Source organism: Rubinisphaera italica, from assembly GCF_007859715.1.
In the GTDB taxonomy this organism is placed as follows: domain Bacteria; phylum Planctomycetota; class Planctomycetia; order Planctomycetales; family Planctomycetaceae; genus Rubinisphaera; species Rubinisphaera italica.
Window position 1 is genome coordinate 3,845,532 of record NZ_SJPG01000001.1, and the last position, 16,193, is coordinate 3,861,724.

Sequence of the window (16,193 nt, forward strand, 5' to 3'; positions counted from 1 at the left end):
GTAGAATTGAGTTCAGCCCCATCTTAAAGAAATCAAACCGGCTTCGCATCCCTCCGTTAAGCATTCTTGCTGACGGTTGATGCTTTTCGCATTAAATCGGTTAGTTTATCGGGATCGACAGGTTTGACGAGATGATGATCAATCCCAGCTTCCCGTGATTTTTGCTTATCGGACTCATCTCCCCAGCCTGTAACCGCGATCATGGTTAATGGAGTCTCACCATACTCCTGTCGCAATCGCCGAGCCAATTCATAACCGTCCATTCCTGGCATGCCGATGTCAAGCAGGATAATACCTGGATGTTGTGTTTCGGCCATCCGCAAGGCTTCAAATCCATCGTGACAAATGGCCGTGTCAAAATTGTAGAAGGACAATAAGCTGGACATCGTCTGGGCGGCATCGACATTATCGTCGACGATCAGCACTTTTTGATCGTAAAATTCGACAGGAGCCTCCTCGGGAGCAGGGAGTTTAGGGAAGAGCCCTGAACTCGAATCCGATTCAATCTTTAGCCCCTTGACCTGCACTTCCTTCACCAAAGGAATTGAAAATTCAAAACGGCTACCTTGATCAGTCCCATTGCTCACAACATTGAGGCGACCTCCATGCATTAAGGCAAATTGACGTGCAATGGGCAATCCTAAACCCAGGCCACCCTGGTCTCGCTGAACGGCAACATCCGAACGGGTGAAGAGTTCGAAAATGTGTTGCTGCATCTCTTTCGAAATACCGATGCCGTTATCAACCACTTTAATTGTGGCGTCATCAGCATTCTTCTCTAGAATGACCTGAATACGACCTTCACGGGGGGTATATTTTGCAGAATTGGTCAGCAGATTCGTAATAATCTGAGTAATTCGATTCCGATCCCCATTGACGATCACCTTGGAAGCAGGCAGTAAAATCTGAACATGATGATGACGTTCTTCCATCGCCGTTTTCGCCTGGCACAAAGCGAATTCGACCAGATCGCGCAGATCGATATGCTTTAATTCCAAACGAATTTTGCCATGCACAAAGCGAGAAACATCAAGCAGGTCATCAACGATATTGACGAGTTGAGTCAGTTGTCGCGACATGGTTTTCACAACGGATTTATGCTCTTTGATGTCCATTTCTTCCTGCTGGAGCAACAGCAATCCGTTACGAATGGGAGCGAGTGGATTACGTAATTCATGGGCCAGCAGAGCCAGAAATTCATCTTTACGTCGATCGGCAATTTTCAACTCAGCTGTCAGAATTTCGATCTGTTCGAGTTGTTTGCAACGAACCCGGTTTTGACGCGTCGTGCTGTAAAACAGCGAGATGGTCGCGGCTCCAACAATCGCATAAATCCCCAGAGCCAGCAAATCGCCTGGAGCGGCAAAGTAGGTTCCCTGTGTTTGTGGCAGGATATAAATTGTGGCTGCCAGAATACCCAGAAACAGACTGGCAATGGCAGGACCTGTGCCAGCAATGGATGCGGTTAGCAGAACCGACAGCAGATAGGTCCCGAAAGGAACACGATCCCCAATCCAGGGATCTAGCTCCATACGCAGGATCGTTGCAATGATTGTGCTAAAAACTGCAACACTATATCGAAGTATCCGTTCTTTGGTTACGGAATCCATTCACGCATCCTTGCAATCAGGCCTGAGTCTGAATGTTCTTTTAGTTGGTGTTTCAATACTTGCAACGCAGTCCATTGACTGTTTCAACAGAACAACGCAAACAAATCAGTGTTAACTCCATACAAGTCAGTGAGCCTGATATCATATCAAGTCAGATTGGTCCTACAAGCACAACTTAAGCATTAAGAATTCATCAACCAGATTGCCGTTATCCTGACAGCTGTCGCCGCAAATACTGAGCCTTTCTCTTCCAGCCTCGTTGTTGACGGGCAATCGATGTCGGACTGGCCTCGATATCCATTAGCAGAGACTGTATCTGTTCCCGAGCTTCCTGATCCTGATGGTCGTGATGTAGACAAACCGCATATCGATACAAACCTTCCGGCTGCCGCCAGCGGTCCACATGGGTCCGCAAGTGAGATTCGGCTTTCTGCCACTGTTCGAGTTCCATCAACAATCGACCGCGGGCCAGCGACACATCTCCAAATTTATAATCGGGTTGCGTCTGAAAGATCGCTTCCACCTGATCGAGAGCTTCCTCCGGCTGTCCCGTTTTTTCCAGACTGATCGCCAGTCCCCATTTCGCCTGCAGGTTATCACTTTCTTTGGAGAGTGCTTCTCGAAAAGAATTCACCGCATCGGAGTACTTGTGCAACTCCTTTTGCTTCTCCCCCAGTTGGATCCAGTGATACGCATTTCCAATTTGTCGTGAGGCGATTTCCAACTGACGCAGTTCGCGCGTCCGAAATCGAGCCATCCAGCGATGTAACCATCGCATATCTCGACGAGGAAGATAACGAGCAAAAAAGTAAGCGATGAGCCCGAGCGGATGCAATAATAGCATCACCCAGATCCAGATGCCTCGATCCTGTTCCCGTTGAACACAATCGATCAGCATCCAAATCAGAATCGCCATATAGGCGAGGCTACTCAGGCTGTAGAAAGAACCCCACACATTCATTTCCGTTACAAAGTTGCATCGTCCAAAGTATGACGCATCAACAAGACCATTTCCAGAGCCTGAATACGACGTGCATATTTCTCATGATCACTCCCCGGTTCCGACCGACTGCACAAATCGACAAATTGTTCCGGCGACCAGGCTGGTAATTGGAGTGCAGAGTGTTCAGCCAGATCCTCGGCTGCTTTTTTCAAAGTCGGATATAAAGGATGAGAGCCGACATTTCTGAACCAGTATTTCGAATTTGAATAATCCCCTTCTCGACGATGCATAATCGCATGCCAGTAATCACCTGCTTTATGACGGCCCGTGTATTGGACTGATTGGGAGAATTCATGTGACATATGCAGGGCATCGTACCACTGATAAAGCCCAGCCAGCACGGCTTGAAAATCTGGACTTTTCCGATTAAAAAAAGCCGGCAACCAGCCATCTGCCTGCTGTAATACTTGTCTTGTTGCCTCACTCGATATTCGATCTTCTTGTGGCTCAAGGATAGGAAGGAATGTTTGAGAATTCGACCAGTCGATTGCCAGACAGGATAGAGGAGAAACATCTTTCCACCTCAGCTTCACGAGAGCTTCTTGCCAGGATTCGCATTTCTTCAGCACTGATAACCAGGAATCACGAGCCGCGATTATCAAACCTTCATCAGCAAGTGGCAACCAGACCGAGGCCATTTGTCCGCCAAGTTCATGATACACGAAATCCGCAAAGGAATTACTGACCTGTGGCAACCACTGACAATCGGCTTCTCCAGCTGGAAGATCCCGTTTTGTCATCTCCGATGATTTCGTGATTCCTAATAGATCACTGGAACAGTTCTCTATCTGTTGAATCAATCCAGCCTGATCGTTTTCATCCTGTAGGATGATTGTCTCAATTGCTTGAGAATCATTGTGTTGTTGAGATGCGGTCATGAATGGAGTCTCCTCCAGAAACTAGCTGCTGAGTCACTGAGAATTGATTCTCTTCATTCTAAGAAGTCTTTTGTCGAATGAAATGGACATTGTGAATTTCTCATTACATTCAACAATTCAACAGGGCCATATCAATTCACTCGCAGCATCTCTGCTTCCACCAGCTCATCCCGACAGAGAGATTCCAATCCCTTTTCCGCAGTCAGTTGCACAAAGGATGCATGTGCACGACGGCAGGCAACGGTGAGACTTTCCCGCAGGTGATTGAGGCGTTGTTTATAAGTCGCGATTGCCTGCGCGGAAATGACCATATCGGCATGATGATTGTTTTCGACGTCGATCAAACGGCGCCCGCTCATTGGCTTTGGATTGCGTTCCCAGTCAGCCAGTACTTGAATCAGCCACAAGGAACTGGCACGAGAGGAAAGTCTTTTCAGCAACTGATCCGGATCGTGAGGAAACAAAAAATCGCTGATGATGATCCGCACGGACTGAGGTTTGAATGTAAGAGCGTTCTCTGCCATTAACTCAGATAGAGATTGCGTCCCATCAAAATTGATAAGAGATGTTCGCGAAAGCGAATTCAAATCGAGTTTGAGTGGGGGATGGGCAGAATTCAAAGCCCGAATGGAAGGTTGCCCACCGAGCCGGCTGGTCAGCTGAGCAAACAGACTGGTCAACTGCAGCGACACTTTTTCCTTGACATGATTCTGTGTCGTCATCGAGAGCGATGCATCCATCACAATTTCTGTGCGTGGGCTGATCTCCTCCCGGAACAGACGGACCATCAGTGCATCGGTTCTGGCATAAGCATTCCAGTCGACATGCCTGAGGTCATCACCCGGCAGGTACTCTCGATACTCCTGAAATTCAAGCGAACTTCCGGTGCCTCGCCCCAGTAATTCCCCACTCCGTCCCGCAGTCGGCAAGCGTGGCAAACCCAACTGATAGCGAGTCAACGCCTGCTGCACATAAGGATCATGCAGGACATCGCCATCGTATTGATCTGCAGTCGATTCAGGCATGAGACGGAATCACTTATGATAAAAGCATGAAAACGACAAGCACGAAGCGCAAGCGAGTGTGTCACTTGATTGAGGTGTCATTAGACTCACTCGCTTGCGCTTCGTGCTTGTATCATAATGACAATAAAAGTTTTCTGCAGAGATCATCATCAAACGGAAGACCTCTTGTGGACTTCGTCCACCCAGATAGCAAAGCTATCTGGGTCACCCGATTTCATCCAGAATTGAGATCAGATTATTAGTCAATCGTTTTGATACGAATGTTACGCCAAGCAACATCAAACGGGCCGTCACCCTTTTTGATGCCGTGGACCTGCAGGCCGATGAAGCCTTTGGGGTGAGTTTCATAAATAGCTTCGTCAGTCAAATCGGAGACCATTTCACCATTGATCCAGGTCTGGATGTGTGGGCCATTCGCGACGACGCGGAATTTATTCCACTCGCCATCTTTCATTTTTTTGTGAGGAACGAGTTGATCCTGAGGTGTCAACCAGCCACGACCAGTCGCTTCACCATATATATAACCAGCCTCGGCTCCGTTGCTGCCACTGGCTTCGATTTCAACCTGGGGACCATTGACCCGGCCAAAGGTATCTTTTTTGTCGGTTTCTTTGGTCTGTGAACGAATCTGCACGCCGGAATTCAGACTGTTGTGAACTTTCACTTCGAATTCGAGTTCGAAGTTGCCATAGTCTTTCTTTGAGCAGAGGAATGAATTCGGGCTGCCATCGCTGGTGACACCCACAATAGTTCCGTCTTCGACACTATAAGTGGCAGTCCCATTTTTCTGGATCCACCCATCAAGATCTTTCCCGTTAAATAAGGAAACCCACTCACCAGCCATCACTGGTGCAGAAATTAAAGCGACGGCTGCAATAGCCAGCGTCATCATACGAACAGTTTTCATCAAAGTTGCTCCTGAGTTAATTATTAACTGTGAAATTCACGGCGTCTTGTCACAAATTCAGTACAAATTAAAGACCAGTCTTCGGCCTTCGAAGTTTGAACATCAAAGAACTGTTATACGCAGGGTGAACGCCAAAAATCAATGCTGCTGGATGTGACAGGCAATCTTAGAGAACGATTTCAGTCCCAATCCCCTGATTCGAATAAATCTCCAGCATCAGCGAATGCGGAATGCGGGCATCGACCAAGTGGACTTTTTTGACACCCGCCTGCAATGCTTCCAGAGCCGCTTCGACTTTAGGGACCATTCCGGAATCGATCACGCCGCTGGCAATCAGTTCTCGACAGCGAGTCGCGTTCAGGTGGGACTGTAATGTGGTCGGATCATTTCGATCGAGGAAAATGCCGGGGACATCGCTGACGAAAATCAGTTTTTCGGCATGAATGAACTTCGCGACAGCCGCGGCTGCAGTGTCGGCATTGACGTTCAGTTTTCGATTGTCTATGTCGAGAGCGATCGATGGCAGAACCGGAATGGTATCGCTGCGGCAAGTCGCGAGCAGGACATCGCGATGGATGCCGACGACATGTCCGACTTCTCCGAGGTCGATCGGTTCCCCCTCTTCATCCTTCATTTGGAGTTTTTCACCGATCAGGACTGATTGTGTCAGATGGTTTAACGCAATCGCCCGGCCACCCTGGCTCTGAATTTCCCCGACCAGTTGTTCACAAATGTCTCCCGCCAGAACACGAGCGGCGATTTCGAGAGTTCGTTCATCGGTATAACGACGACCACGCACAAACTGCGGGGTAATCCCTTCTTCTTTCACTGCCTGACTGATCGCCTTGCCGCCGCCATGCACCAGGATCGGTCGCATGCCGACTGTTTCCATGAAGATGACATCGGTCAGAAAGCTGCGAACGGACTCTTCTTCTTCCAGGGCACTGCCACCGAGTTTGATCACCACGTGACGATCCCGGAATTCTCGGATCCAACTGAGGGCTTCGATTAAAGTTTTGGCTTTGCGAACGGCTTCGTCGTGACCTAAAGGGAGAGTTTGTTCAGGCAAATTGATCATTAGCAGAGACATCTGGAGAGAAGGATTACCGAAATAATTGAAACAGGCCGCAAAGTCGATGCAGACTACCCAGTTAAACATGAGAGTTTGATCATCGTCTGAAGGACATTGTAACAAGTCCAGCGAAATAACAACAATTTGAGCCATTTCGCGAAGAGGAGAACTCAGGATCGATACCTGTGGCACGTTCCTGATTTATGGCACGATTCGGGGCCTGTCGAGCCTCTCTGAAAAAATTATTGGCGTAAGACCCTCATCCGGTTCGATACTTCTTGCAGGACGCGAGAGATTGTTCTGCAGGCGAAACGCTTCTGTGTGAGAAATGAATTCTCCACCTTCGCCGCGATTGACAGGAGTCATTCGAGGAACAGTTCAAAGCAGGATCGCTTTTGTTGAAGGACCGACGAAGTCATCATGTGGTGATACCACGAATCGACTTTCATCGCAAATGCCCGAAGAGCGGGCGAGGCTCTGCCTTCAAAACACTGGAGCACCCCAGCAGGGCTGGTTTGATAAGCCGCCATTGCTGAAACTGACTCATGAATGTTGCACTTGAATCGACATTAACGAGTGAGTGATTTAATGCAGGGATTGCATGTTCCGGGACGGAATTCTGTAAACATGGACAGCATCAACGATCGACTACCAGACTCAATTTGGACCCGAACAATGCATTCACACACCTCACTTGAAAACCTCATTAAGCAAGCCGAACAGTGGGCGGAAAACCGAGATAAGAAAAGTTTTCGCCCCGGCTGGCTGACCGAATTCATTTACGATGCCGCCGACCTCTTCACGCCAGTAGCCGATGCCGCCCGCGTCGGATACGACTGCCGTTTTAACGAGAACTGCTGGCAGGTCCTGTTTTATCTGGGCGATGGCGAAATGTTTGGCGGCAAGCACGACGGCAAACGTGCCCGCATGGCTTTTGAGTTTGATCTGAAAGATCTGCTCAATTGCTTCAAGCGTGTTGATTCTTTGATTTTCCGCACCTTGAACGACGACCTCGGCCTGACCATTGAAGAAGGCAACATGATCGAAATCGTCGGCGTCCTCAAAGAAAGTGATTCCGACGAAGCGATCACTGTGGGAATTCTTTCCCGTCCCCCACAGGAAGCGGGCCCCGGCATGAAGGTGCTGCCAAACGGAGAAGTTGAGCCTGTCTAATTGACTCTCCTGGAATATCATTGCGACAAAACATTGGGTATGGTGAAGTGAATAACTTTGCCATACCCTTTTTTTATTGAGAGCCTTAAACAAACCCAATATCATGAATTGGATCAGAATTTATAAATCGACATTACGAATTTGAGAAAATGAAAACCACAGAGAGATTTTTCAATTGGGAAAATCTGTAACCATCAAGATATTCAAAACTTGGGTACGCATTGAACTACAAAACTTCTCCGTGCCCTCTGTGTCTCTGTGGTTCTATAAATTCGATTTTGATGGTTAGTTAGTTTTCATACAATCTGTCTTCAGTTTTGTTCGGCGATCTTAGGTTGATTCAAGGAGATCTCAAGATGACACGATTCTCTACTTCATGTCTGTCTTTGATTTGGTTCTGTCTCCTTGCAGTATTCCTGACATCTTCCCTCAATGCAGAACAACCCGGAAATAGCCCAGATAACTCCGAACAATTCGCAGCTATCGACGAAGCGATCGCAGAATTTCAGAAACTGATCGGCTGCGATGCCGTCACGATTGCGATCTCCCGCAATGGAAAAATGATTTACTCTAAGGGTTATGGCTGGAAAGATACGGAGCACACGATTGAAACTCCAGCCGATGCCTTGATGCGGATTGCCAGTGTCAGTAAGTCGATCACATCCTCGGCCATCAAAACTCTGATTCGGGATGGAAAACTTTCTCTCGATGACAAAATCTTCGATCTGCTGGAATTGAGTGAACCACGTAAGAAAGAGTTTGATCCGCGCTGGCGAGACGTCACCGTGGCTCATCTGCTCAAGCATGAAGGAGGCTGGGATCGTGATGAAACGTTTGACCCTATGTTTCGTGCTCGCGAAGTCGAACAGCAATATCGGCTGCGGGGGAAAGCTCAGCCGGAAGATATGATTCGCTTTATGCTGGCAAAACCGCTGCAGTTCGATCCCGGCTCCCGTTCGTCTTATTCCAACTTCGGATACTGCCTGCTGGGACGAGTCGTCGAAAAAGCCTCGGGAATGCCTTACCAAAAGTATGTTCAGGAAAAGTTGTTTGATCCGCTTGGCATCAAAGACATTCAGCAAGGCCGGGATCGTCCGCGTGACTGGGATCCGAGAGAAGTGGAATACCCCATCAAAACACTTCGCGTGGAAGTGATGGATTCTCATGGCGGACTAATCGCCTCGGCTCCCGCACTGTGCAAGTACATGGAACAATACTGGCTCGATGGTAAGCTTCGTAATCCACAACGATATTACTGGACGTATTTCGGAAGTTTACCCGGAACAACTGCGATGGCTCTCCAGCGAATCGATGGATTCAATGTTGTGGTATTATGCAATGGCCGACGAGATGAGTCTTACAACGAAGACAATCAGTTTCTCAATAGCTCTATCGAGAGTGCCGTCGATGAGATTGCCAAGAGTAAATATGGATTCTGAAAGATATCAGAGTTCCTGTTTTTTAGAGGGAGGATATCTTCCTCCCATGCGTTCTACCTATGTACCGATTCATTTTTGAGGTGTAGGCGCGGCTCATCCATGCGGAAGGTGAGCAGGCCCGCGGTAAAGACGATTCCTGCGATAATCAGGAAAATCAGTCGATAGTTCCAGTCGATCAGATAGCCAACCAACGGGGCGAAGAATAAGGGAGCCGCCATGCAAACGTTGAGAGTGCTTAAATAGTGGGGATGCTGCTCCTCCTCCACAAGTTCAAGGACATAATTGAACATCGTTTTCATTGTCACGGGAGTCAACCCGAGTAGAAGAAAAGTGAGCGTGTACCAGCCTCTCGTTTCGGCAGTCAGTATTTCGGAAAGGCCAATCGCAACAATCGGAACAAATGCCAATGCGAACATCTCCACACGAATCACAATACGATAACCATAGCGGTCTCCGTAATACCCTGTGATCCAACTGAAGATTCCCACGGACAAATTCTGCACAATCACCCACATCATCAGGTCCGTGGGACCGGCCCCGAGGACTTCCTTGCCCAGCCATTGGTAATGCGGGAAGAGCAGAAGCGTACAGATAAAGAGCATCGCCGCCAGTGCAACGCGTTGCATCGAACGATTTTCGCGTAAAGTTCGCCAGACATTGCGGAACAGTTTGCCCGGATGAGACTCCGTTGTTCCCTGTTTGTCTGCCGGTTCGTGAACGATCCACAGGATCGCACTGGCAAAAACAAAACAGAGCGAAGTGAAACCGAAAATCCAGGAAAACCCACGACCTTCGGGAATGGCCAGCCATTCCGTCAACAGAAAATAAGCCCCCACCATGGCCACCAGCGAGCCTGCCATGCCGGCAATCGACATCAGGCGCCCTCTTCGATGCGGTCTGATTAATTTTCCCTGCAAGGTATTGAAGGAAAGCTGATTGACACCAGTAGCAGCAAAAAACATGGCGTAGATGATGAGAAAGACAGCCGGAAACCAGGGCATCGCTTCTTTGCCAAGGTTCAAACATAAAAACGAAAGACAGCCAAACAGAAACGCCATCAGCATGGTGGTCTGTTTCATCATGCGGACTTTACAGGGCATGTTCCGCAAACTTGCTGAGGCAAGGACGGGGGCAATACTCTGACTGATCCGATTAAAAATCGGCAGACAACCGCGAATCCAGCCCGCTCCCGCAATCACATCCAGAAAGGCTGGCATAATGACTGTTTCGGTTTTGAAGATCCAGGCCAGTCTCATAAAAACATGATGAGCTGCCAGCGTGAGCAAATTCCAGAGTTCCCATTCCGTTCGCTCCTGCTGTTGCTCAATACCAACCGGTAATATTTCAGGAGTCGGCGTCTCAGAAGTGCGCTCGGAGTTGACGTTGTCGTTTTGCAAAATGCACTCTAAAAAAGTTAGTGGAACAGGTCGAGAGGATCGCTCATGAAAATCCGTCGAGCAACACGACACTATTGTAGACGACGATCCAGATGAGAATACCCTCCGTCGACATAAACAATTTGTCCCGTCGTATGAGACGACTGAGCCGAAGCCAGAAACACAACCATCGCGGCTATTTCTTCCGGCGTGGTAAAGCGATGATTCAAGGGGATGCTTGCTTCAATTCTTTGTTTTTCTGCCGCAGGATCAGCAGTCTTCCCCAGCCAGTTCTCATACATTTTTGTCCAGACTTCTGCTGGAACAACCGTATTGACCCGAATTCCAGCTGGCGCCAATTCAACAGCCCACTCCCTGGTCAACGCATTGACACCACCTTTAGCAGCCGCATAACCGGAGGTTCCCCCCTGGCCAGTCACTGCGACTTTCGAACTGATGTTCACGATCGCTCCGGCGGGACTGGCTTTTAAATGCGGCAGACAATAATGAGTCATCGAAAAATAATGAACGAGATTCTTCTGGAGAGACTCTGAAAATCTCTCGGGGGCACACTCCAATCCCACGGAATCATTCGTCCCTGCATTATTGATCAGGTAATCGATTCCACCAAATTTGCTCACAACGTTTTCGACTGTTTTCTCACATGCGTGGAGTTCCATTAAGTCTGTGGGACAATACAGAACCTGCTCATTATCGAGGAGACTGGAATCGACTGGTGGCTTCAAATCAACAATCGCAATTCGACATCCCTCGCTGAGAAATGCCTGCACGATGGCCAAACCAATTCCGGAAGCCCCTCCTGTGATCACAGCCGTGCAATTCTTTACACCAAGATCCATTGATTAAAAACCCATATATAGACTGCTGACAATTGGAGTGAGGCCAATAAGTTGAAATTGCACCCCAAAAAAATGCACAAGTGCGCCTTGAAATTGATCGATGAACACTCAGTCTGAGAAGAAATCGCTCAGATTTCGAGCCAATAAGCAGAATTAGACTGACATTTCCCTTAGATAAGAGTTCTCTCTTCATTTGGCACACGCCATGCACCATTGATGAGATGAGGAAATTCTATTTTAAGAGGGGTGACAGCTATGTCTTATCTGCAAATTCATCAAGTGATCGACCGCATTCAGGGATTACACACTCAGTTTGGAAGAGAATTGGCTGCATTAGTGGTTCCTGCTGACGATCCGCAAGGGCAGATGATTTTGAAAACGATCCGCGATTGTGAAAAGCATTTTGAGAATCGACTGTTAAGTTCAATTATCGATCAAGATCCTGCCATCATGGAAACATGGGTTCAATTCATACCGGATGAAGAAATCCAGGGTTTCTTTCATAAGCTCGATCCTGCTCATGCTGAATATGAGGAAGATCTACTTGTTACAACACACATGTTTTTTACATCTCTGAGCGTCTTTTATCATCAGATCGCCCAGCAGTTGCAAGGTGCAGAGATGGTTACGTTTTTGGAAGATCTGGCCAAATTCACTGAAGAGCAAAATGCAATGCTGGCCTGGAAAACGCGGGACAGCGATCTGCATGTTCCGCATCCGATGAACAAATCGATTTCCATGTAACGAGACAGTCCACTTGAAATAGCGAGTGAAAGAAAAGGTTCCCCATAAAGGAGAGGAAACATGTCCAGACCAATTGTTGGTATTTTTAATTCAAAACAGGAAGCGGAATCCGCGGCTTCAGAAATTGAAATGCGGGGCTCAGTCGCTGGTCAGTCGAGGACCAGTTCAAATCCGTTTGTCAGATTTTACGACCATCATCAACTTGATGAATCCTCTCTTTCGCCAATGGCAATCATTCAGTTGCTTTGTTTGGCACTATTCGTTGTCGCCATAGGAGTATTGGCCATTCAGCAGATGGTCAGTGAGCCTCCGCCTTTGTTTATAGCCATGATGTCTGGCGGTACAATTTTATTTCTCGTATTTGCTGCGGTCATGCTGCGAAGAACATCTCAACCTGATGTGACAGACCTGTTGAATGCCCGATTGAAATCCCAGGAAACGGCAGTGATTGTGGATTTCAATCGACTTGGCTCTAAACAAAGTCAAATCCAGCCGCACACAGTACAAACGATTATGGTTCAACATGGCGGACATTGCATCGAGCCTGATGAGAATAAAGATTGAGCCCCAGGTGGTTACCATTTTTGCATTTTTTACACACAGAAACAGGCATTTTCAGTATTTACCTCAAGCGGGAAATTTACCTACATTCGTCCAGCGTCACCTTTTCTTCATCGTTTTATCATTCACTGGTTCGAATGTCATGGACTATTGCCTCAAACCACTCTCTAAAACTTGCTCCTACAGTGGAGAACCATTACAACCGGGTGACCTGTGTTACTCGGTACTAGTCGAAAAGAATGGCCGATTCGAACGGCTCGATTTCTCTTCGGCTGCCTGGCAAGGAGTTCCCGAAGGAGCCTTAGGTGTTTGGCGGACTGAAGTGCCGGAACCGGAAAGTAAACCAGCCGGGTACCTCGACTTGGATCGCCTTTACGAATTATTCACGGAGTATTGTGAACAGGCCAACGACTATCAAAAAAAATTACGATATGTTCTGGCGCTCCTGCTCGTCCGCAAAAAGCAGCTGATTCACGAACAAACAACCGAATCCGAAGGTCTTCGCATCATGCAGCTTCAAGGTGCTCGTGGCGAAGGAACTTACGAAATTACTGAAGAAGCATTGAGCCAGAGTGAAGTGGCTCGTCTGGAAGCGGAAATTCAAACCTTAGGACAGCAACCTTTGCGTAACGCTGCTTAATGATCTTAGTTTGCCCAAGAGACCACCTTTCTGGATGAACTTCAGAAATGGCTGTGTCTTCGCGGGGATGACGCTTCACAGAGACGAATCGGCAAGGAGGCCGCAGTGACGAACCGCTCAGCAATAACAGACAGCGTATTGCGCTGCGTGATGCTGATTGGACTGTGTGTCCTGCCTGGTTGCCGCTTTTCATCCTGGGGAATGCCCCCACAGTGGCCAGCGATGTTTCACGGCACAGCGCGCATCCCATCCGATGCCACCAAAGAAGATATTCTGGCCGTCGTTAACGAATGCACGATTCCTATTCACTCCTGGCGGGCGACCTCTGCTCAGGTGGGAGTTTCTGGAATACCAGTTCCCCTCAAAGCGATGATTGCCGTTGAAGAGCCGAATCATTTGCGGATGACCGTTTCTGGTCCCCTGTCTGGTCAAAGCGAAGTCGAAATTGGCTCGAATTCTACTGACCTCTGGTTCTGGATGCGGGAAATGGAACCCAAGGCAATTCTGGCCGTCTGTCATCAAGATCTCGCCGTCATGCAGCAACAATTGCCCGTCCCTGTCCAACCCGACTGGATGATGGAAGTTCTCGGCGTGAAAGAAATTGATGGAGCGAATGCAGAATTACTCCGTGACCCCGAAAACCCTTATATCGCGAAACTGGTCAGTCATCATACGAATGAAACCGGACACACTGTTCGCAAAATCACAACGGTTGATTTGCGAAAAGGAGAAGTTCGCGAGCATGAACTTTTCGATGCCGACCATCGCCTGGTCGCCAGTGCTAAGTTGACTGACTATCAAAAATTCCCGAACACATCGGCCAAACTGCCTCGCCACATCAAGTTGAACTGGGCTCAGCAAGATAAAACCATGACACTGACACTCAATGGTGTCGAAATCAATCCGCCTCATATGCCCTCCTCATTGTGGGAAGCTCCCCAAATCGCAGGCTGCCCCGTTAAGCATCTCGGGCGAGATCAGTTGATGCAGCACCCGACCGCAGTCGCAAACAGATCACTACGCGACAAGCCTAAAGCGATTACCGAGTACGAACTCGACCAGCCCTCCGGCGCCTGGATGCAGAATCAGTTCATCAAAATGCCAGATCAGAATGGCACCGCAGGCAAAGTCTCGATCACGAGCAGCACCGCGGAGCCTGAGAATCAGCGGGAGTCTCCCTACTTCACACAGGCGGATCTTGAAGAATATCGCACCGTGAACGCGGCTGCGAAATCGACTGCTCAAGATGAATCCGTCGCTCCTCCGTTTCCGGGATTTGACACCGGAAGTCCTTCCTCGGCTCCTCAACCGCAACCGGGAAATTCATCCACTGCTGACCAGGCCGATCGCAGATCGCGCGATGGATTACTACTGCAATAACAGATCGTCATCAATTTCAGATTTCAATGATGAGATGATTTTGCAAGCGTTCGGTAAGAAATCGGGAAGTGCTTCCACAGGTCTTCATTCTTGAACACTTCTCTTCCAGCCAGCATCGCGGCTCCAACGGCAGACTGCTCTTTAAAATCTGGCGTGACCACATCGATGCGATAACGTTTCGCAAGATATTGAGCCAGCCATTCGTGATGCTCAAAATAATTCCCGCTCACAATAAGACGTTTCAAATCGGTTAGTGGGTTCTTTGAGTTTTTATAAACCCGATACAGCGAATCGACAATCCCACATAAAAGTCCGCGTGCCATTTCACTCAAGTTGAAATTGTGGCGACCGATATTGCTGATTGAAGCTCGACGCGAAGTCTCATTTCGAGTTCCCTGAAAAAACGGTTCCCAATAAACAGGCTCAATGTTATTGATGTCTGCGGGCACCTGACTTAATCGATTGAGCCGTTCGAGCACTTCGGTATAAGAGAGCTCAACTCCCATTTCCTGAAACCATTGCTGCACAGATTCTGCAAACCAGAACCAGGCCTCTCCGCCAGTTGATCCCGCGCCAACATTCAGCAACAGATTTTCTGAAAATGGTCGAACTTCAATCTCATCCGTTGGTTGAATGTCTTTCGTGCACCAGGCGATTTGCCCACCGGTGCCGACATTCATTAAAAGGTCATTCTCAGGATTTTCAATCGTTGCCCGTGCTGCAGCAGAATGATCTCCAATTCCAGTTAAGACCGGCACTCCTTCTGCCAAGTTCCATTCTCGAGCTATCTGCGTTGTCGTAGTCCCGCGTATTTTCCAGTTCGACTCCAACAGAGGAAACCATTTCGGTTTAAGTCCCGCTGCTCTAATCACGTCCTGATCAATCGACTTCTGCTGCAAATTATAGACACCCCAGGAAGCTGCAAATGTTGGGTCAATTCGGGCAGGAGTGCTGGTTAACTGACTTCCAATCCAGTCTGTGATATCAGAGATATGATGAAGCTTCTCCTGCAATTGCCCGGAACGATTCAGCATGTCCAGCGTTGCCAAGGCGTATCCCGGTCGAATCTGGCAGCCCAATCTCGATTGCAGGTTCTCAGGCAAGCGTTTCTGCAACGCACTCAACCACGTTTCATCTTCAATGTCGGTAGAGGCAAGCACTCGTTTGTCCTGCCAGGTGATGAAGTCGGAAATCGCGAATCCGGAAGCATCACAACAGACAAAGCCGTGCATCTGTCCGGTTAGACCGATGGCACTTGGAGAGCAATCGACGAACTGGACAATTTCTCGAATCAATTTCTGCGAAACCTGCAGCATCAGATCTGTCGATTGAACTGCGACTCGATCATCCTCAGACTTTATCGCTGCTTCGTGTGCATGATTCACAGCTGCCAGAGTTTTGCCCGATTGTTCAATCGCAACCGTCGAAATCGATGTTGTACCGAGATCCAACCCAATCACATATTTCATGGATTTCATTTTCAATCATCTTTTACAGCAACTGTCTGCAATTTCGTTAAGAGACC

The 16,193-nt window shown here is 48.3% G+C and carries 15 protein-coding genes; 6 read left to right on the plus strand and 9 right to left on the minus strand.

Annotation, left to right across the window (positions count from 1 at the left end; translation table 11 throughout):
* Positions 1-56: 56 nt before the first annotated feature.
* From Pan54_RS14355 to argB, 6 genes are all read right to left on the minus strand, one after another.
* Complete coding sequence (locus Pan54_RS14355) at positions 57-1,610, minus strand: ATP-binding response regulator (RefSeq protein WP_146504136.1); 1,554 nt, start codon at positions 1,608-1,610, stop codon at positions 57-59.
* A gap of 208 nt (positions 1,611-1,818) precedes the next feature.
* Positions 1,819-2,565, minus strand: coding sequence for a tetratricopeptide repeat protein (locus Pan54_RS14360; RefSeq protein ID WP_165441778.1), 747 nt, complete (start codon positions 2,563-2,565; stop codon positions 1,819-1,821).
* Between the two features lie 11 nt (positions 2,566-2,576).
* Positions 2,577-3,491 (minus strand): hypothetical protein, encoded by a 915-nt coding sequence (locus tag Pan54_RS14365; RefSeq protein ID WP_146504138.1) that lies wholly within the window; start codon positions 3,489-3,491, stop codon positions 2,577-2,579.
* A gap of 131 nt (positions 3,492-3,622) precedes the next feature.
* The gene (locus Pan54_RS14370; protein ID WP_146504139.1) at positions 3,623-4,516 is read right to left on the minus strand and encodes a DUF58 domain-containing protein; all 894 of its coding nucleotides are present in this window, start codon (positions 4,514-4,516) and stop codon (positions 3,623-3,625) included.
* Between the two features lie 238 nt (positions 4,517-4,754).
* Positions 4,755-5,423, minus strand: a complete 669-nt coding sequence (locus Pan54_RS14375) for a 3-keto-disaccharide hydrolase (RefSeq protein WP_146504140.1) — start codon at positions 5,421-5,423, stop codon at positions 4,755-4,757.
* Positions 5,424-5,589: 166 nt separating this feature from the next.
* Positions 5,590-6,501, minus strand: a complete 912-nt coding sequence (argB, locus tag Pan54_RS14380) for an acetylglutamate kinase (RefSeq protein ID WP_390621949.1) — start codon at positions 6,499-6,501, stop codon at positions 5,590-5,592.
* A 669-nt stretch (positions 6,502-7,170) separates the two neighbouring features.
* Here argB and Pan54_RS14385 point away from each other — a divergent pair.
* Complete coding sequence (locus Pan54_RS14385; protein ID WP_146504141.1) at positions 7,171-7,668, plus strand: hypothetical protein; 498 nt, start codon at positions 7,171-7,173, stop codon at positions 7,666-7,668.
* 356 nt (positions 7,669-8,024) lie between these two features.
* The gene (locus tag Pan54_RS14390) at positions 8,025-9,107 is read left to right on the plus strand and encodes a serine hydrolase domain-containing protein (protein WP_146504142.1); all 1,083 of its coding nucleotides are present in this window, start codon (positions 8,025-8,027) and stop codon (positions 9,105-9,107) included.
* A 53-nt stretch (positions 9,108-9,160) separates the two neighbouring features.
* Here Pan54_RS14390 and Pan54_RS14395 read toward each other — a convergent pair whose 3' ends face one another.
* Both Pan54_RS14395 and Pan54_RS14400 read right to left on the minus strand, forming a co-directional pair.
* Entirely contained in the window at positions 9,161-10,504 is a 1,344-nt protein-coding gene (locus tag Pan54_RS14395; protein WP_146504143.1) for an MFS transporter, read from the minus strand.
* A 71-nt stretch (positions 10,505-10,575) separates the two neighbouring features.
* Positions 10,576-11,343, minus strand: coding sequence for an SDR family oxidoreductase (locus tag Pan54_RS14400; RefSeq protein WP_146504144.1), 768 nt, complete (start codon positions 11,341-11,343; stop codon positions 10,576-10,578).
* A gap of 255 nt (positions 11,344-11,598) precedes the next feature.
* Here Pan54_RS14400 and Pan54_RS14405 point away from each other — a divergent pair, with 255 nt between their 5' ends.
* From Pan54_RS14405 to Pan54_RS14420, 4 genes are all read left to right on the plus strand, one after another.
* Complete coding sequence (locus tag Pan54_RS14405; RefSeq protein ID WP_146504145.1) at positions 11,599-12,087, plus strand: hypothetical protein; 489 nt, start codon at positions 11,599-11,601, stop codon at positions 12,085-12,087.
* A gap of 60 nt (positions 12,088-12,147) precedes the next feature.
* Positions 12,148-12,651, plus strand: a complete 504-nt coding sequence (locus tag Pan54_RS14410; protein ID WP_146504146.1) for a hypothetical protein — start codon at positions 12,148-12,150, stop codon at positions 12,649-12,651.
* A gap of 139 nt (positions 12,652-12,790) precedes the next feature.
* Positions 12,791-13,288 (plus strand): hypothetical protein, encoded by a 498-nt coding sequence (locus Pan54_RS14415; RefSeq protein WP_146504147.1) that lies wholly within the window; start codon positions 12,791-12,793, stop codon positions 13,286-13,288.
* 105 nt (positions 13,289-13,393) lie between these two features.
* On the plus strand, positions 13,394-14,668 hold the full coding sequence (locus tag Pan54_RS14420; protein WP_146504148.1) for a hypothetical protein: 1,275 nt from the start codon (positions 13,394-13,396) through the stop codon (positions 14,666-14,668).
* Between the two features lie 23 nt (positions 14,669-14,691).
* Here Pan54_RS14420 and Pan54_RS14425 read toward each other — a convergent pair whose 3' ends face one another.
* Entirely contained in the window at positions 14,692-16,146 is a 1,455-nt protein-coding gene (locus tag Pan54_RS14425) for a sedoheptulokinase (protein ID WP_146504149.1), read from the minus strand.
* Positions 16,147-16,193 lie beyond the last annotated feature (47 nt).